The sequence below is a fragment of the Pseudomonas sp. LBUM1669 genome, assembly GCF_059695705.1.
This window is the reverse complement of sequence record NZ_CP166784.1, coordinates 5035815-5052568: the sequence shown is the minus strand read 5'-3', so window position 1 is coordinate 5052568 and position 16754 is coordinate 5035815. Positions and strand designations below refer to the sequence as shown.

The following is a 16754-nucleotide window of genomic DNA, read 5'->3' as shown; positions in this document are numbered from 1 at the left end:
CAGGCTGGCAAGGTCAGGTTATTGATTTATAAGGGTATTAAATATTTATAGCGTTCTTTTTTTGCGAAGGATAATCCGGTTAACCGAATCGACCGACAGGTCGCGTTCGGAAAACCGAATAGTGTTTGGGGGGGCTGCCAGCTGTTCATACGAGAATCAGCTTTCCTGGCTTGACTGCGTTTCATGCAGGTAGATCCATTGGGCGTTGTGGTGATGCAAACCAATGATCGCCACCGAAACCCGTGAGCTCTCGCTTTGGTCGAGGCGATGGGTTTCCGTGTAGCGGATCGCCACGCTGTGGCCTTCCTGCCAGACCGTCTGCAGGTCGCTGATGACGATCTCCAGGCCGGGCTTGGCGCCGACTGCACCCTTGAACATCTGTTCGACCATCGCCCTGCTGACAATGGCGGCCGAGGTGGTGACCATCGTGAAGTGCTCGGCGAATGCCGACATCAGCGGCTCGAGCGCGGCCTGCCCCTGTTCGTTTGCGTCGGTGAACAGGGTGTGGATCAACTCGTGCACGTGATGAATGCTGTGGTGCGCCTGTTCAACTATTTTGTTGTGCATGACAGTCCTTTTGAGTGTTCAACTGACTCAGTTGAAAGAGAGGAAACAGGCCCACCAGCGCGGCGATGGCGAAGGTCACGTGATAGGCCTGGGTGGTATCGAAATGCTTCAAGAGCAGGTTGAAAACCATCAGGAAGAGGGCGGCGCCGATGCTGAATGACATCTGTCGGTTGATGTTCCAGATGACACTGGCCTTGTGGGTGTCATTGCCCTCGAAGTCCATCAGCGACGTGGTTTGTGCGGTGTTGGCACCGATGCCACCGCCAATCCCCATCAAGCTGTAGGCGATGACGATCACCCAGAGGTCCGAGGGATCGTTGACCATTAACAGGGTGGCGATGCCGGCGCTGTGCAAGAGCATGCCGAGGGCAAACAGCCGCTTGGCGCCCATCCGGTTGTAGACCCGGCCACAGATCAGCATCGCGATGAATGCGCCGATGGCGTAGAGGATCATGAACATCCCTGTCAGTCGGGCGCTGAAGTGCAAGGTGTTTTGCAGGAAGAAGATGCTCATCAGGTTGACCCCCGTGAACACACCGGGAATCGCGTAATAGATAAAGATAGAGGTGCTGAGCTTTTTGCTTTTGAGCAGGCTCAGTTCAATGATCGGGTTTTTGCAGCTGCGGTAGTGCAGCCCGTACAGCACGACAAACGTAACGCCGGCCATGACGAAGAGGGTGGCCACCCAGGCCGGAGCGTCGCCGCCATACAGCGACATGCCCATCAGCAGGCTGCCGAGTGCGGCGCTGACCAGCAGTAAGCCCTTGATGTCGGGACGGGGCAAACTTATGGGCCGCGCTTCGTTAATCCAGCACCAGGACAGCAATGCCGCGATCAGCGAGAACGGGATGTTGCTGTAGAACACCCAGCGCCAGGAACTGCTGTCGACGATGATGCCGCCGATGGTCGGTGAAATGGCGGGCGCTATCAGGGCAACAGCCATGACCAGCGTGGATATTTTCGCCCGCTGCTCACCGTTGAACAGGTTGAATGTCAGCGCCTGGCCGACCGGAATCAACAGGCCGCCGCCAATCCCCTGGACGAAGCGCCAGATCACCAGCTCGTTGAAACTGTCGGCTAGCCCGCACATCCACACCGAGGCTGTGAACACGATCATCGAGGCGGTGAGGATTTCCCGACTGCCAAAACGACCGGCCAGCCAGGTGCTGACCGGAATGATCAGTGTCAGCCCCAGAATATAAGCGTTAGCCACCCAGGCAACGTCTGAAGTACTAACATGCAGCGCCGCCGATATACTCGGTAGTGCGACCGCCGACATAAAGATGTTAATGCAGTCTATAAAAAAGCCGATCAGAAATATCAGTGCAACTTTGTAGCGATAGGTCATGTTATTTCCCCTTTGCCGCAAAGCATAGGGGCGTTGGACTTGAACTGTCGATACGACTATCCTTGAAACAATGTTTGACGGGATTTAACAGTGAGTTCTATTGCTATGCACACTCATCTTAATCGGGTTCAGACATTCCTGGCGGTGGTCGATTTTGGTTCTTACACCAAGGCCGCCAATTACCTGAGCATCAGCAAGGCCATGGCCAGCCTGCATGTCAAGGCGCTGGAGGACGTGCTGTCCGCGACGTTGTTGATTCGAAATACCCGAAATATCTCCCTCACTGAAATAGGTCTGGATTTTTATGAAGAGTTCAAAGGTATTGTCGCGGACATCGATAATGCTTTTGATAATGTATTAAAAGGTCATGATCGCGTTACCGGAAAGTTGCGTTTCAGTTCCACCAGTGAATACGGCGAGGCTTATATTCTTCCGTTGATACCGCAATTTATAGAGCGCTATCCGGAAATAAAGCTCTGCTATAACTTCAACTCTTCACTCAATGACCTGGTGGCGGAAAAGTTAGACCTGGTTATTCGTCTGGGCAGCTTGGCGGACTCGGCTTTCAAGAGCCGTAAACTGGCGGATTATGAAATTGTCCTGGTGGCTACGCAGACGTTTTTTGCACGTCACCCGGTGCAAACGCCTCAGGACCTGAACTCGGTCCCGTGGATCGCCAACAGCAACCTGCAGGCACCGACCCAGTGGACGTTGCGTCATCCGCACCTGGGGACTGTCGAGATCAACGGGATCAATCAGTTTGAATCCAACTCTTCCACGGCCATTCGCTCCATGACGTTGTCGTCGCTGGGCGTCTCGGTGCTGCCCGCCTGGGTGGTCAAGGACGACATTGCCAACGAGCGGTTGATTCGTCTGTTTCCCGACTATTCTCTGCCCTCGCAGTCCGTCAACGTGGTGTTTCCCAACAGCCCGCATTTGCCCCACAAATCGAGGGCATTCATTGATTTCCTGTTGCTGCATCTGGCGCAATGAACACCTGCAAAAAAGCCCCTGAATCGTCGAATTCAGGGGCTTTCGTTCAAGCGGCTTTCGTTTAGACGGATTGCGATCAGGCCGCTTCGATCTTGCTGCGGCTCTGCTCGACCTTGCTCAAGTAATCCACCAGTTTCTGCTGTTCGGCAGGCGTGGTGAACAAGCCCAGCTTGCTGCGACGCCACAGAATGTCGTGCGCGGTTGTCGCCCACTCATCGCTGCACAGATAGTCGACTTCGCGGGTGTAGAGACCGCCGCCGATGTGTTCGCCCAGGTCGCTGAGGTTCTGCACGCCTTCCATCATGCGCCAGGTGCGGCTGCCATAAGTGGTCGCCCAGCGGCGTGAGATCTCAGTCGGGACCCAGTCGAACTTGTCGCGAATCAGCGAGCTCAGCGCCTGCGGGGTGGTCATGTCTTCGCCGCCCGGCAGGGTGGCGCTGGCGGTCCAACTTGGCTTGATGTGCGCAAAGTACGGCGCCAGTTGTGCCAGCGCCGACTCGGCCAGTTTGCGGTAGGTGGTCAGCTTGCCGCCGAACACCGACAGCAACGGCGCTTCTTCACCAGTGCCCGAGAGCGCCAGGGTGTAATCGCGGGTGACGGCCGACGGGTTGTCGGATTCGTCGTTGCACAGCGGACGAACACCGGAATAGCTGTGCAGGATATCGTCTCGGCTGATCTGCTTCTTGAAGTGGGCGTTGACCACTTTCAGCAGGTAATCGGTTTCGCCTTCGGTGATCGCCACTTTGGCCGGATCGCCGGTGTACTCACGGTCGGTGGTGCCGATCAGGGTGAAGTGGTTCAGGTACGGAATGGTGAAGACGATGCGCTGATCTTCGTTTTGCAGAATGTGCGCGTGTTCGCCTTCATACAGTTTCGGCACGATCAGGTGGCTGCCCTGAATCAGGCGGATGCCGTAGGGCGATTCCATCTTCAGGTCATCACGAATGAACTTGGCGACCCATGGGCCGGCGGCATTCACCAGGGCCTTGGCGCGGATCGAAAACAGACTGCCATCGGCGCGTTCCAGGTGCAGATGCCACAAGCCTTTGGTGCGACGGGCGCTGACACAACGGGTCTGGGTGTGAACGTGGGCGCCTTTCTCGCGGGCAGCCATGGCGTTCAGCACCACTAGACGCGCATCGTCGACCCAGCAATCGGAGTATTCGAAGCCTTTGGTGATTTCGCTTTTCAGCGGGCTGTCTGGACCGAACTTCAGGCTTTTCGAGCCTTCGAGTTTTTCCCGCTTGCCAAGGTGGTCATACAGAAACAGGCCGGCGCGGATCATCCAGGCTGGACGCAGGTGCGGACGGTGCGGCAACACGAAGCGCATTTGCTTGACGATGTGCGGCGCCTTGGCCAACAACACTTCGCGCTCGGCCAGGGCTTCTCGCACCAGGCGGAACTCGTAATGTTCGAGGTAGCGCAGACCACCGTGGATCAGCTTGCTGCTGGCCGACGAGGTATGGCTGGCCAAGTCGTCTTTTTCACAAAGGAACACCGAAAGGCCGCGACCGGCGGCATCCGCTGCGATCCCCACGCCATTGATCCCACCACCGATGACGGCGATGTCGTAGACCTCAGCGAGAGGGGGCGTAGGCAAGGTAGAAGTGGGCATCGGCTGGCCTCGGGCTCTTTTGATTTTCTGTATTGGAATTCGAACATTAATGTTCATTTGCGAAAATGGTAGCCCATAAAGCCGTCCACAGCCAGTCAACTTCGATTGAAAATACTGATCGAAGGGCTGGGAAAGGAAAATTTACGAACATTTAAGTGCGCGATCAGGCGCGAAAGGTGTGCCGAATGGGCGACCGTATTCGCGAGCAAGTCGAATCGTCGCACCGCCGCTCCCGCAGGGTATGCACATAACCTGTGGGAGCGAGGCTTGCCCGCGAAGGCGCCAGAACAGGCACCCAATATGTGGGGGGGTTAAACGACTTCCAGCCGAATCTTGTGCTGACTCAACAACTGCGCCAGCGCTGGCGAAGGCTGCTGATCGGTCACCAGGCAATCAATCAGACTGATCGGACCCAGGCGAATCATGGCGTTGCGCCCGAACTTGCTGGAGTCAGCCGCCAGAATCACTTTCCGGGCATTGGCAATGATCGCCTGTGACACCCGCACTTCCTGATAGTCGAAGTCCAGCAGGCTGCCGTCTTCATCGATACCGCTGATGCCGACCAAGGCAAAGTCGACCTTGAACTGGTTGATGAAGTCGACACTCGCCTGACCGACCACGCCGCCATCGCGCCGCACATTGCCACCGGTCAGCAGAACGTCGAAGTCGTCCTTGGCGCTGAGCATCGAGGCCACGTGCAGGTTGTTGGTGATGATTTTCAGGTGGTTGTGGTTGAGCAACGCCCGGGCAATCGATTCGGTGGTGGTGCCGATATTGATGAACAGCGAGGCGTGATCAGGGATCTGAGCCGCAATGGCTTCGCCGATACGCTGCTTCTCATCGCGCATCTGGTCGGCGCGCATGGCGTAGGCGGTGTTTTCGACACTGGAATCGTAGGCGGCGCCGCCATGGTAGCGACGCAACAAATTGGCTTCCGCGAGCTGATTGATATCGCGGCGGATGGTTTGCGGTGTAACGACGAACAGCGTAGCCATTTCCTCGATACTGACGTAGCCGCGTTCGCGGACCAGTTCGAGGATTTGCTGCTGACGGGGAGGCAGATTCATGGGGCTTCCTTTGGCTGCCGTGCAAAATTTGCCCATGATGCCGCAGGAATCTGCTCCCTACCAGTTACATACCGATACGAGTACTCAGGTTGGCTTATTCAGCGCCTTCATGTGGTTCCCAGTCGCGGGTGCGGCTGACGGCTTTTTTCCAGCCGGCGTAGAGTTTTTCCTTGGCGGTTTCGTCCAGGGTCGGTTCGAATTCGCGCTCGATTACGGCCTTGCCGCGCAACTCGTCCAGGCTGCCCCAGAAACCACACGCCAGGCCGGCCAGGTAAGCGGCGCCCAGTGCGGTGGTCTCGCGCATTTGCGGACGCTCGACCTGAGTGCCGAGGATGTCGGCCTGGAACTGCATCAGGAAGTTGTTCGCGACCGCGCCGCCGTCCACGCGCAGGGATTTCAAACGTTCGCCGGAATCCTGTTGCATGGCGTCCAGAACGTCGCGGGTCTGGTAGGCAATCGACTCCAGGGCTGCACGAATAATGTGATCCACGCGCACGCCGCGGGTCAGGCCGAACAGGGCGCCACGGGCATACGGGTCCCAGTAGGGAGCGCCGAGACCGGTGAAGGCTGGCACCAGGTACACGCCGTTGCTGTCCTTGACCTTGTTGGCGAAGTATTCGGTGTCGTGGGCGTCGTTGATGATCTTCAGTTCATCACGTAGCCATTGAACGGTGGAACCACCGTTGAACACTGCGCCTTCGAGCGCGTAAGCCACTTCGCCGCGCGGGCCGCAAGCGATGGTGGTGAGCATGCCGTGCTTGGACTTAACGGCTTTGTCGCCCGTGTTCATCAGCAGGAAACAACCGGTGCCGTAGGTGTTTTTCGCCTGGCCTGGCTCGACGCACATCTGGCCGAAGAGGGCCGCCTGCTGGTCGCCGGCGATGCCGCCGATAGCGATGCCGCTTTTGGTGTGGCCATAGATTTCCGACGAGGACTTAACTTCCGGCAGCATCTCGCGCGGAATATCCAGCACCTCCAGCATCTTCGCGTCCCACTCCAGGGTGTGGATGTTGAAGAGCATGGTGCGCGAGGCGTTGGTGTAGTCGGTCACATGGACTTTGCCGCCGGTGAATTTCCAGATCAGCCAGCTGTCGACCGTGCCGAACAGCAACTCGCCGTTGCGCGCACGCTCGCGGCTGCCTTCGACGTTGTCGAGGATCCACTTGAGTTTGGTGCCGGAGAAATACGGGTCGGTGACCAGGCCGGTGGTCTCGCTGATGTATTGCTCATGGCCATCGCGCTTGAGCTGCTGGCAGATCTCGGTGCTGCGGCGGCACTGCCAGACGATCGCGTTGTAGATCGGGCGGCCGGTGGTCTTGTCCCAGACCACGGTGGTTTCGCGCTGGTTGGTGATGCCGATGGCTGCGACCTGGTCGTGATGCAGACCGGCTTGAGCCAGGGCCTCGACCATCACGGCACTTTGGGTGGCGAAGATTTCCATCGGGTCGTGTTCAACCCAACCGGCTTGCGGGTAATGCTGGACGAATTCGCGCTGGGCGGTGCAGACCACGTTCGCATCGCGGTCGAAAATGATCGCGCGGGAGCTGGTCGTACCCTGATCGAGGGCAATGATGTAGTTCTTATTCTGAATGTCGGTCATGTCGATTGCCTTGGACGAAAAAAGGGAGAGAGGTCCGGCGCGCGATCTTATGGGCAGGATCACGCGCCTACGGTATCAAGAAGTTCTTGGTTTGCCGTCAATGGCCGGTGTTACGTCCTTTGTAGCAGGTATGGCGCTGGGCAGATGACGGGCAATCAGCCCGCGATACGCTGCAGCGCCGAGGCAGGCACCGACAATCGGTGCAAAAATCGGAATCAGGAAATACGGGATATCGCGGCCGCCGGTGAAGGAAATTTCACCCCACCCAGTGAAGAAAGTCATCAGCTTCGGACCGAAATCACGTGCCGGGTTCATCGCGAAACCGGTCAGCGGGCCCATCGAGCTGCCAATCACGGCGATCAGCAGGCCTATCAGCAGCGGTGCCAGAGGCCCTTTCGGCAGACCATTGTTGTCATCGGTCAGGGACATGATCACGCCCATCAGGATGGCGGTGATGATCACTTCAACCAGGAAAGCCTGGGCGGTGGACAGGGCCGGATTGGGGAAGGTGGAGAACACCGACGCCAATTCGAGGCTGGCCTGAGTGCCACGAACCATATGGTGAGTTTGTTCGAAATCGAAGAATAGATTGCTGTACAGCGTGTAGACCAAAAATGCGCCACAGAAAGCGCCGGCCACTTGAGAGAAGATATAGAACGGCAGTTTGCGCTTTTCGAAGTCAGCGAAAATACTCAGTGCGATGCTCACGGCAGGATTGAGATGAGCACCGGAAACGCCGGCGGTCAGGTAGATCGCCATGCTCACGCCGATACCCCAGATGATGCTGATTTCCCAAAGGCCAAAGCTGGCACCCGCGACCTTGAGCGCGGCAACACAACCGGTGCCGAAAAAGATAAGCAGTGCAGTGCCCAGAAACTCGGCCATGCATTGGCTTGAGAGCGACGGTTGTTGTAAAGCAGTTGTCATTGAAAACCTCGTTTTTGTTGTTGTCTGGCGCTTCTTTCGTCATGGCCAAAGCGCGTTTTCCACCAAGGCAGAATCCCCATCCTGTTCTCGGTCTGCTGCTGGGTGCTGCGATGACACATTCGTACAGTATTCAGATTCGAAAAAATATAGACAAGAAACGCTGCTGTCAAAGGTCGAAAGTGAACCATCAGTCACAATTCAACTATTAGTCACGTGAATGATCGTATCGTTCACACGGCGGGTCGATCACGGACGAGTGGCAGGCGGCGCTGCCAAGCCATTGAAACAGTTGCGCAATAGAGTCTTTTGCCGATCAATGTCCTAGAATCCAGCGCAGAATTTTTCTACTGCCGCCCAGTCTGGAGCTGCCATGACCCCCGCATTGGATTTGTTGAAAAAAGTTCGAGCCGAACATCGCGTGCACAGTTATGAACATGATCCTAAGGCCGCTTCCTATGGGCTGGAGGCTGCGGAGAAACTGGGGCTGAACCCGACGCAAGTGTTCAAGACGCTGCTGGCGGCCAGTGAGAAAGGTGAGTTGCTGGTGGCGGTGGTGCCGGTCGTCGGAAGTCTGGACTTGAAGCACCTGGCTCACGCGGCGGGCGTGAAAAAAGTCGAAATGGCCGATCCTGCCGCTGCGCAACGTGCGACGGGTTATCTGTTGGGCGGGATCAGTCCGTTGGGGCAGAAGAAGCGCTTGCGCACGTTTATCGATAACTCTGCTCAGCCCTTTTCGACCATTTTCGTCAGCGCCGGTCGGCGCGGTCTGGAAGTTGAATTGGCGCCGGCGGTGCTGGCCGAGCACACTCAGGCAACGTTCGCCGATATTGGCCGCGCCTGAATCAGGGAGAAGGTTATGCAGCTTGAGTTCCATCAAGTCGATGCGTTCAGTGATCGACCGTTCAGTGGTAACCCGGCGATGGTGTATCGGCTTGAGGCCTGGCTCGCCGATGAGTTGATGCAGAAGATTGCCGCCGAGCACAATCTGGCCGAGACCGCCTTCTTGGTGCGCGAAGGGCAGGGCTGGCACATTCGCTGGTTTACCCCGACGACTGAAGTGCCGTTGTGCGGTCATGCGACCCTGGCCAGCGCGTATGTATTGTTTGAAATCTATAAGGAGCCGGTGGAGCGCCTGGAGTTCATCTGCAAGTCCGGCCCATTGAGTGTGAGCCGTGAGGGTGGGCGCCTGTGGCTGGATTTCCCGGCCATCGTGCCGTCTGAAGTGGGTGTGACACTGGATGTCGAGCGCGCCTTGGGCGTCGAAGTGGTCGATGTGCTGGGTTCAAATGAATTGTTTGTCGTGCTGGAGTCCGAGCAGGCTGTGCTCGATTGTCAGCCCGACATGATCGCCCTGGCCAAACTGCCGTGGCCGGGCGCAATCGTCACCGCCAAGGGCGGCAAGCATGATTTTGTGTCGCGGTACTTCGCTCCGGCGATCGGTATTCATGAGGACCCGGTGACCGGTTCGACCCATTGCAGTTTGATTCCGTATTGGTCGAGGCGATTGGGCAAGTCAAGCCTCACGGCGTTTCAGTGCTCGAAGCGAGGCGGGGAGTTGTTTTGCCGGCTGGAAGGGGATCGGGTGAAGATTGGCGGGAATGCGACGCTGGTTGCGAGTGGAGCGCTAATGCTCGGATGATTTTCTGATTTTCTGATTTTCTGATTTTCTGATTTTCTGATTTTCTGATTTTCTGATTTTCTGATTTTCGATCGATTTCTGTAGGAGCGAGGCTTGCCCGCGAAGGCGTCGTGTCAGTCGACACCTTTTTTGGCAGGCCTGACGCCTTCGCGGGCAAGCCTCGCTCCTACAGATTTTTTAGTCAGCTGGCGGTGCTGTAGCGGCGGACACCGGACTCTACCGCCGGAATCTGCGCCGCCGTGCTGCCCGATGCCTGGAACAACACCAGGTGTTCGGCCGCGACTCGAATACCCACCTCGGCGCCGACTTGATGATCGGCATGGCTCGGGAAAATCGACTCCAGCTGCGCCCCGGTCGGCAATTGCAAACGGTACAACGTCGAGGCTCCCTGGAAGGACTTGCCGACAATCCGCGCCTTCAAACTGCTGTCGGGTGCATAAACGATATCGTCCGGTCGCAGCAACACGTCCACCGCACCGCCCACGGGCCAGGTGTAGGCACGATTACCGCGCAACTCACCTAATTCGGTCTGCACCGACTCGGGGCTGCTCAGCTGGCCGCGGATGAAATAACCCTGGCCAATGAAGCTGGCCACAAACGGCGTCAGTGGTTCGTGGTACAGGTTGTAGGGCGTGTCCCATTGTTCCAGCCGACCTTCCTTGAACACCCCGACGTGATCGCTCACCGCGAACGCTTCTTCCTGGTCGTGGGTCACCAGAATTGCGCTGGTGCCACGGGCTTTGAGGATGTCGCGCACCTCATGGCTGAGCTTGCGTCGCAGTTCGCCATCGAGGTTGGAGAACGGTTCGTCGAGCAACAGCAATTGCGGTTCCGGTGCCAGTGCGCGGGCCAGTGCGACACGCTGCTGCTGGCCGCCGGACAACTCGTGCGGGAAGCGCTTGCCGAGGTTTTTCAGGTTGACCAGTTCCAGCAGTTCTTCGGTGACGCGATCCTTTTGCGGGTGCTTGCGGATCCCGAAGGCGATGTTCTCGGCCACGCTCAAATGCGGAAACAGCGCGTAGTCCTGGAACACCATGCCGATCCGGCGTTTTTCCGGGGCGAGGGTGAAGCCGGGGCGTGAGAGGGTCTCGCCCGCCAGGGTGATTTCACCTTCGTGCACCGGTTCGAAACCGGCAATCGCCCGTAGCGTGGTGGTCTTGCCGCAGCCCGAGGAGCCCAGCAGGCAACCGATGTCACCGGCATTCAAATGCAGGTTGAGGTTCTGCACGACTCGCTGGTCCTGATAGCCGCAGGCGAGGTTGCGCAGGTTGAGCAGTAATGGATGGCTCATGCGTGGTGATACGAAGGCGGGACGAGAAATTCGAGCAGGGCCTTTTGTGCGTGAAGACGGTTTTCCGCTTGATCCCACGCGACGGAGCGCTTGTCATCGAGTACGTCGAGGCTGATTTCCTCGCCACGGTGGGCCGGCAGGCAGTGCATGAACAGCACATCCTCGGCAGCCAGGTCGAGCAGGGCGCGGGTCACCTGGAACGGCGCGAACAGCTTCAGGCGCTTGGCGGTTTCTTCTTCCTGGCCCATGGAGGTCCAGACGTCGGTGCTCACCAGGTGGGCACCGCGCACGGCGTCCTTCGGATCGCGGACGATGGTGACCCGATCGCCGGCCTTTGCCACAAACTCGGGGCTGGGCTCAAAACCTTCAGGGCAAGCAATGCGCAATTGGAAGTCGAACTGGATCGCCGCTTCTATATAGCTGTTGCACATGTTGTTGCCGTCGCCGATCCAGGCCACGGTCTTGCCCTGGATCGAGCCGCGATGTTCGAGGAACGTCTGCATGTCGGCCAGCAACTGGCACGGATGCAGGTCATCGGACAGGCCGTTGATCACTGGAACGCGGGAATTGGCGGCGAATTCGGTCAGGGTGCTGTGGGCAAAGGTGCGGATCATCACGGCGTCGAGCATGCTCGACATCACGATGGCGCAGTCGCCGATCGGCTCGCCACGGCCCAGTTGCGTGTCGCGTGGTGACAGGAAGATGGCCTGGCCACCGAGCTGGATCATGCCGGCTTCGAACGAAATACGGGTGCGGGTCGAGGACTTCTCGAAAATCATCCCGAGTACGCGGTTTTTCAGAGGCTCGAACAGTACGCCGCGGTTACGCAGGTCCTTGAGCTCAACGCCTCGACGGATCACGCTGACCAGCTCTTCGGGCGTGCAATCCATCAGGGAGAGAAAGTGCCTTGCGCTCATCATTGACTACCTTTTTGCAACAGACCGCAGATACTCAAAGCCTTGTTTAACTGAAAAGCGGGCGAGACCTGCGGCGTAAGCCGCACGGGGCGACGAAATAGGGGGAGGCGCGATATTGACATTAAATGTCGCGTTTTTCCAATAGGAGGCTTTTTTTACGGCGTCCAACATGTTTCAAGCTTTACAACGCGATCCGCGCTGCGAGGTGGAGAGCAGCATTTGTACACGTTGCCGAAGCTCGATTGCAATAAATGCCGTGTCTGGCTCGATATCCGGCGAAGGATGAAAGACCGCCGGACATCGGTCTCCGGGCCCCGTTACAAACTCGAGGAGTTGTTTGCTGTTACGTTTTCGGGTGCCGGGTATCGGACTGCGCTCAGGTATTATCTGCCCCGTTGCGGATTCTCGACTGAGCAAAGTCAAACACTCCCAGGGAGGGAGCGCTGTATGGCGATCAATAAACCCAGACACACTGGCCTTACACGTCTTCGTCGTGTTTCACCGGCGTTCGATATGGCTGTGATTTCTACGGTCATGGGCTTCGCGATTATCGCAAGTACGATTTACCCAGGCGTTCCGAGCGCAGTGGTTGGCGCCATCGTCGGCGCTTTTATCGGCGTGAAGAATTTCAGGGATGACGCGATTGCAGATTGATTCGACCCAGCTTTTGGTAGTGGGGGGATTGGTCGCAATTGGAATCTACCTGGGGGCTTCGCTACTCGCGCGATCGACGCCGGACCTGAAGCATGGAGCTGCTCTGGTGGTGGCGTGGTTCACCGTGGTGAGCGTCGTTGATATCGCTTTGCAGGTCTATCAAGCCGAGCCTCATCAACTGGGCATCCTGGCAAACCAGAAAGCGATCATCCTGATCGGGTCCGGCGTGATGCTTTGGCTGGCGGTCGGCGGAATCTGGACGGCCTTGACCTCACCTCTAAAAAAGAAGGCGTCGAAGATTTCTCAACCGCAGTAAGTCTGTCTGTGTGCTCGTACGCATTTTTTGACAAGGTCGTTTCGTGTCTTTTCTGTTGTTCAAGGCGCCGGCGGTCACCGTGTCTTGGATGAAACATTTGCTAATGCAAAGTGCTGGGTTATAACTAACTCACGAGTGACGCAGGAAGCCTTCGGAATGGAATCGAAAGAACCGCTATTAATGGAATTACTTGGCCTCACGGCCCGCTCCTTGACCCACCTAACCGCTTCCATGACGTCGATGTCCTTCGAATTGATGCGCAGTGAAGACGAAGTGACCAAGGCGGCCGGTCGACGCATGATCGATCGCATGGCAACCATCAGCACCGGGCTCGACGAGCATTGGCGACTGATCGGCGAGCTCACCGGCATACACATCGCCCAGGAACAGATCGAAACCATTCAGGAGATCCAGTTGCAGGCGCCGCCCAGGTTGCCGCCGAACTGAGGGTGCGTGGTCATCGGCTGGCCTGATGGTCGCCGATTCACAAGACGAACGTCGCTGGCGCAGTCGCGGGTCAGGCGCCATAGTTTTGTTCCCGCGGCCGATATTGCCCGCCCAGAACAAAAGAGACTGGCCATGACCAAGACTCTCCATCACCGTGCCTGCCACCTGTGTGAAGCCATCTGCGGCCTGACCATCGAGACCTCCGAGGTCGAAGGCAATGGCGTGCAGATCACCTCAATCAAGGGCGACCCGCTGGACACGTTCAGTCGTGGGCACATCTGCCCCAAGGCGGTTGCCCTGCAAGACATCCAGAGCGATCCGGATCGCCTGCGTCAACCGATGTTGCGAGTGGGCAGCGAATGGCAGCCTATCGAGTGGGACGACGCCTTCAGCCTTGTCGCCGAACGTCTGGCGGCGATTCAGGAGCATCACGGCCAGAACGCGGTGGCGGTTTATCAAGGCAACCCCAGCGTGCACAACTATGGGTTGATGACCCACAGCAATTATTTCCTGGGCCTGCTGAAAACCCGCAATCGGTTTTCCGCGACCTCGGTCGATCAGTTGCCTCATCACCTGACCAGCCATTTGATGTACGGCCACGGTCTGCTGCTGCCGATTCCGGACATCGACCACACCGATTTCATGTTGATCCTCGGTGGCAATCCCCTGGCCTCCAACGGCAGCATCATGACCGTGCCGGATGTGGAGAAGCGCCTGAAGGCAATTCAGGCCCGGAACGGAAAAGTGGTGGTGGTCGATCCGCGCCGCAGCGAAACGGCAGCGATGGCCGATCAGCATCTGTTCGTGCGCCCCGGTGGCGATGCGGCGCTGTTGTTCGGGTTGCTCAATACCTTGTTCGCCGAAGGCCTGACCCGCGACAGCCATTTGCCGGTAGACGGTCTGGATGAAGTCCGTCAGGCGATCGCCACATTCACTGCCGACACCATGAGCCCATTGTGCGCGGTGCCAGCAGAACAGATTCGCCAACTGGCCCGGGATTTCGCGGCGGCGCCGACAGCGGTGTGCTATGGCCGGATGGGGGTTTCGACCCAGGCCTTCGGCACGCTGTGTCATTGGCTGGTCCAATTGATCAATCTGGTCACCGGCAACCTCGACCGCGTCGGCGGTGCGTTGTGCACCGAGCCTGCGGTGGACCTGGTGGCCTCGACGTCGGGCGGGCATTTCAATCTGTGGCAGAGCCGCGTGTCCGGGCGTCCCGAGTACAGCGGCGAGTTGCCGGTGTCGGCGCTGGCTGAAGAGATGCTGACGGGCGGGGAAGGGCAGGTCCGTGCGCTGATCACCGTGGCCGGCAATCCGGTGCTGTCCACGCCCAATGGCCGGCAGTTGGAGCAGGCGCTGGACGGTCTGGAGTTCATGGTCAGCATCGACCTTTACATCAATGAAACCACGCGTTACGCCGACCTGATCCTGCCGTCGACTTCGGCACTGGAAAACGACCACTACGACACCACGTTCAACATGTTCGCGGTGCGAAACGTAACCCGTTTCAATCGGGCGATTTTGGCGAAACCAGAAGGCGCGTTGCATGACTGGGAGATCTTTGTCGGTCTGGCCCAGGCGTTCGCGGCGAAGACCGGCAAGGAGCTGAAACCGACCATTGCACCGGCGCAGATCATTGATCGTGGGCTGCGGATGGGGCTGTATGGCGATGCCTCGGAGCACAAGCTTTCGTTGGCGACGCTGTTCGATCACCCGCACGGCGTCGATCTGGGCGCGCTCAAATCAAACCTGGCGCTACGCCTGAAAACTGCCAACCAGCGAGTCCAGGCCGCGCCGGCTGCGATTCTCGCCGACCTGGCACGCTTCGCCGCGCTGCAAGCGCCGGCTGCCGACGAATTGCTGATGATTGGTCGTCGCCATGTGCGCAGCAACAACTCGTGGATGCACAACTATCACCGTCTGGTGAAGGGCAAGCCGCGTCATCAATTGCTGATGCACCCGGATGACCTGGCTAGCCGTGGACTCGGTGATGGGCAGCGCGTGCGTGTCAGTTCGCGGGTCGGCGTGATCGAAGTGGAGGTGGTCGCCAGCCTGGACATGATGAAAGGCGTGGTCAGCCTGCCTCACGGCTGGGGCCATGCGCGTCCGGGCGTGCAGATGACGATCGCCAGTAGTCAACCGGGCTCCAGCGCCAATGACTTGACCGATGAATGTCAGCTCGACGAGTTGTCGGGGAATGCGGCGTTGAACGGTGTTCCGGTAACGGTGGCGGCGGCTTGATTGTGTCTATCGGGGAGACCGAGCATGGCGCTCGGGTTTCCGTTACAATGCGCCACCGTGCCGACCTCTGAGTCGGAAAGTTCAGCCGAGGTGCTCCATGGATATCATCGAAACGATTAAAGAGCAGATTGCTAACAACACCATTCTGCTTTACATGAAAGGTTCGCCGAATGCCCCGCAGTGTGGCTTCTCCGCGAAAGCCGCGCAGGCCGTGATGGCATGTGGTGAAAAGTTTGCTTACGTGGACATCCTGCAGAACCCGGAAATCCGCGCCAACCTGCCGAAATACGCCAACTGGCCAACCTTCCCGCAACTGTGGGTCGGTGGTGAGCTGGTCGGCGGTAGCGACATCATGACTGAGATGGCTGGTGACGGTTCGTTGCAGACCACGATCAAGGCGGCTGTTGAAGCGGCTGCTGCCAACAAGACCGAAGCCTGACCCGGTACCTGTAGGAGCGAAGCTTGCTCGCGAAAGCGGTACAACATTCAGCACATAAGTTGACTGGACTACCGCTTTCGCGAGCAAGCTTCGCTCCTACAGGGGCATTAAAAAGCCCCGCCTCTATAAAAGAGTGCGGGGCTTTTTTATGTCTCGAGTTCAGCAGGCGCTAACTTACTCTTCGCCCATCTGCGATTGCAGATAGTTCTCAAGACCGACTTTATCGATCAGGCCCAGTTGGGTTTCCAGCCAGTCGATGTGTTCTTCTTCGGACTCAAGGATATCTTCGAGCAATTCACGGCTACCGAAGTCACCAACGGTTTCGCAATGAGCGATGGCAACCTTGAGGTCGGCATGACCGGTTTTTTCGATACGCAGGTCGCACTCAAGCATTTCCTGGGTGTGTTCGCCGATCTGCAGCTTGCCTAGGTCCTGGACGTTCGGCAGGCCTTCGAGAAACAGGATGCGCTTGATCAGCTTGTCCGCGTGTTTCATCTCGTCGATGGATTCGTGGTATTCGTGCTTGCCGAGCTTGTTCAGACCCCAATCTTCGTACATGCGCGCATGCAGAAAGTATTGATTGATCGCGACCAGCTCATTGGCAAGGATCTTGTTGAGATGCTGGATGACTGTAATGTCGCCTTTCATGATGGGGTCCTGCCCTGTATTAGCTGTCTATAAAGCAGAGTTTGA

Annotated in this window: 17 protein-coding genes; 8 read left to right on the top strand and 9 right to left on the bottom strand. The window is 57.8% G+C overall.

Annotated features, from left to right (window positions below; translation table 11 throughout):
- Positions 1–156: 156 nt before the first annotated feature.
- Both ACA051_RS23475 and ACA051_RS23470 read right to left on the bottom strand, forming a co-directional pair.
- Entirely contained in the window at positions 157–567 is a 411-nt protein-coding gene (locus ACA051_RS23475; protein WP_497305105.1) for a DUF4440 domain-containing protein, read from the bottom strand.
- Entirely contained in the window at positions 548–1915 is a 1368-nt protein-coding gene (locus tag ACA051_RS23470; protein WP_497305104.1) for an MFS transporter, read from the bottom strand. Before ACA051_RS23470 ends, ACA051_RS23475 begins: the two co-directional genes overlap by 20 nt.
- A gap of 105 nt (positions 1916–2020) precedes the next feature.
- Between ACA051_RS23470 and ACA051_RS23465 the strand changes: the two genes are divergently transcribed.
- Positions 2021–2908 carry a LysR family transcriptional regulator gene (locus ACA051_RS23465; RefSeq protein WP_497305102.1) on the top strand — a complete coding sequence of 296 codons (888 nt, stop codon included), beginning with the start codon at positions 2021–2023 and terminating at the stop codon, positions 2906–2908.
- A 76-nt stretch (positions 2909–2984) separates the two neighbouring features.
- Here the strand turns inward: ACA051_RS23465 and glpD are convergent, their stop codons facing one another.
- From glpD to ACA051_RS23445, 4 genes are all read right to left on the bottom strand, one after another.
- Complete coding sequence (gene glpD, locus ACA051_RS23460; protein ID WP_497372107.1) at positions 2985–4523, bottom strand: glycerol-3-phosphate dehydrogenase; 1539 nt, start codon at positions 4521–4523, stop codon at positions 2985–2987.
- A gap of 311 nt (positions 4524–4834) precedes the next feature.
- Positions 4835–5590: a DeoR/GlpR family transcriptional regulator gene (locus tag ACA051_RS23455; protein WP_010457697.1), complete on the bottom strand. Its 756-nt coding sequence runs from the start codon at positions 5588–5590 to the stop codon at positions 4835–4837.
- 94 nt (positions 5591–5684) lie between these two features.
- A complete protein-coding gene (gene glpK / locus ACA051_RS23450; protein WP_497305099.1) occupies positions 5685–7190 on the bottom strand; it encodes a glycerol kinase GlpK in 1506 nt (501 codons plus the stop codon).
- 75 nt (positions 7191–7265) lie between these two features.
- A complete protein-coding gene (locus tag ACA051_RS23445; protein ID WP_497372105.1) occupies positions 7266–8117 on the bottom strand; it encodes an MIP/aquaporin family protein in 852 nt (283 codons plus the stop codon).
- A 370-nt stretch (positions 8118–8487) separates the two neighbouring features.
- On the opposite strand from ACA051_RS23445, the gene ybaK reads away from it, so the two are divergent.
- Together ybaK and ACA051_RS23435 are read left to right on the top strand one after the other, a co-directional pair.
- Positions 8488–8958, top strand: a complete 471-nt coding sequence (ybaK, locus tag ACA051_RS23440; protein WP_497305096.1) for a Cys-tRNA(Pro) deacylase — start codon at positions 8488–8490, stop codon at positions 8956–8958.
- Positions 8959–8973: 15 nt separating this feature from the next.
- Positions 8974–9756 (top strand): PhzF family phenazine biosynthesis protein, encoded by a 783-nt coding sequence (locus ACA051_RS23435; RefSeq protein ID WP_497305094.1) that lies wholly within the window; start codon positions 8974–8976, stop codon positions 9754–9756.
- Positions 9757–9937: 181 nt separating this feature from the next.
- On the opposite strand, the gene ACA051_RS23430 is transcribed toward ACA051_RS23435, so the two are convergent.
- Positions 9938–11047 (bottom strand): ABC transporter ATP-binding protein, encoded by a 1110-nt coding sequence (locus ACA051_RS23430; RefSeq protein WP_497305093.1) that lies wholly within the window; start codon positions 11045–11047, stop codon positions 9938–9940.
- A complete protein-coding gene (gene argF, locus ACA051_RS23425; protein ID WP_497305091.1) occupies positions 11044–11964 on the bottom strand; it encodes an ornithine carbamoyltransferase in 921 nt (306 codons plus the stop codon). The genes ACA051_RS23430 and argF overlap by 4 nt, the downstream gene beginning before the upstream one ends.
- 447 nt (positions 11965–12411) lie before the next feature.
- Here argF and ACA051_RS23420 point away from each other — a divergent pair, with 447 nt between their 5' ends.
- The 5 genes from ACA051_RS23420 (at position 12412) to grxD (ending at position 16061) form a co-directional block, all read left to right on the top strand.
- On the top strand, positions 12412–12618 hold the full coding sequence (locus tag ACA051_RS23420; protein ID WP_094470898.1) for a hypothetical protein: 207 nt from the start codon (positions 12412–12414) through the stop codon (positions 12616–12618).
- Entirely contained in the window at positions 12599–12934 is a 336-nt protein-coding gene (locus tag ACA051_RS23415; RefSeq protein WP_497305089.1) for a hypothetical protein, read from the top strand. The genes ACA051_RS23420 and ACA051_RS23415 overlap by 20 nt, the downstream gene beginning before the upstream one ends.
- A gap of 156 nt (positions 12935–13090) precedes the next feature.
- The gene (gene plzR / locus ACA051_RS23410) at positions 13091–13381 is read left to right on the top strand and encodes a PlzR type 4 pili assembly inhibitor (protein WP_497305087.1); all 291 of its coding nucleotides are present in this window, start codon (positions 13091–13093) and stop codon (positions 13379–13381) included.
- A gap of 132 nt (positions 13382–13513) precedes the next feature.
- Positions 13514–15622 (top strand): molybdopterin oxidoreductase family protein, encoded by a 2109-nt coding sequence (locus ACA051_RS23405; protein WP_497372103.1) that lies wholly within the window; start codon positions 13514–13516, stop codon positions 15620–15622.
- 97 nt (positions 15623–15719) lie between these two features.
- The gene (gene grxD, locus ACA051_RS23400) at positions 15720–16061 is read left to right on the top strand and encodes a Grx4 family monothiol glutaredoxin (protein ID WP_497305083.1); all 342 of its coding nucleotides are present in this window, start codon (positions 15720–15722) and stop codon (positions 16059–16061) included.
- A 174-nt stretch (positions 16062–16235) separates the two neighbouring features.
- Here grxD and bfr read toward each other — a convergent pair whose 3' ends face one another.
- Positions 16236–16709: a bacterioferritin gene (gene bfr / locus ACA051_RS23395; protein WP_064679481.1), complete on the bottom strand. Its 474-nt coding sequence runs from the start codon at positions 16707–16709 to the stop codon at positions 16236–16238.
- Between the last annotated feature and the right edge of the window lie 45 nt (positions 16710–16754).

Bases quoted from the DNA above. Each gene is read 5' to 3' on its own strand.
- ACA051_RS23475 (WP_497305105.1), bottom strand. From the start codon at position 567: ATGCACAACAAAATAGTTGAACAGGCGCACCACAGCATTCATCACGTG.
- ACA051_RS23470 (WP_497305104.1), bottom strand. From the start codon at position 1,915: ATGACCTATCGCTACAAAGTTGCACTGATATTTCTGATCGGCTTTTTT.
- ACA051_RS23465 (WP_497305102.1), top strand. From the start codon at position 2,021: ATGCACACTCATCTTAATCGGGTTCAGACATTCCTGGCGGTGGTCGAT.
- glpD (WP_497372107.1), bottom strand. From the start codon at position 4,523: ATGCCCACTTCTACCTTGCCTACGCCCCCTCTCGCTGAGGTCTACGAC.
- ACA051_RS23455 (WP_010457697.1), bottom strand. From the start codon at position 5,590: ATGAATCTGCCTCCCCGTCAGCAGCAAATCCTCGAACTGGTCCGCGAA.
- glpK (WP_497305099.1), bottom strand. From the start codon at position 7,190: ATGACCGACATTCAGAATAAGAACTACATCATTGCCCTCGATCAGGGT.
- ACA051_RS23445 (WP_497372105.1), bottom strand. From the start codon at position 8,117: ATGACAACTGCTTTACAACAACCGTCGCTCTCAAGCCAATGCATGGCC.
- ybaK (WP_497305096.1), top strand. From the start codon at position 8,488: ATGACCCCCGCATTGGATTTGTTGAAAAAAGTTCGAGCCGAACATCGC.
- ACA051_RS23435 (WP_497305094.1), top strand. From the start codon at position 8,974: ATGCAGCTTGAGTTCCATCAAGTCGATGCGTTCAGTGATCGACCGTTC.
- ACA051_RS23430 (WP_497305093.1), bottom strand. From the start codon at position 11,047: ATGAGCCATCCATTACTGCTCAACCTGCGCAACCTCGCCTGCGGCTAT.
- argF (WP_497305091.1), bottom strand. From the start codon at position 11,964: ATGAGCGCAAGGCACTTTCTCTCCCTGATGGATTGCACGCCCGAAGAG.
- ACA051_RS23420 (WP_094470898.1), top strand. From the start codon at position 12,412: ATGGCGATCAATAAACCCAGACACACTGGCCTTACACGTCTTCGTCGT.
- ACA051_RS23415 (WP_497305089.1), top strand. From the start codon at position 12,599: ATGACGCGATTGCAGATTGATTCGACCCAGCTTTTGGTAGTGGGGGGA.
- plzR (WP_497305087.1), top strand. From the start codon at position 13,091: ATGGAATCGAAAGAACCGCTATTAATGGAATTACTTGGCCTCACGGCC.
- ACA051_RS23405 (WP_497372103.1), top strand. From the start codon at position 13,514: ATGACCAAGACTCTCCATCACCGTGCCTGCCACCTGTGTGAAGCCATC.
- grxD (WP_497305083.1), top strand. From the start codon at position 15,720: ATGGATATCATCGAAACGATTAAAGAGCAGATTGCTAACAACACCATT.
- bfr (WP_064679481.1), bottom strand. From the start codon at position 16,709: ATGAAAGGCGACATTACAGTCATCCAGCATCTCAACAAGATCCTTGCC.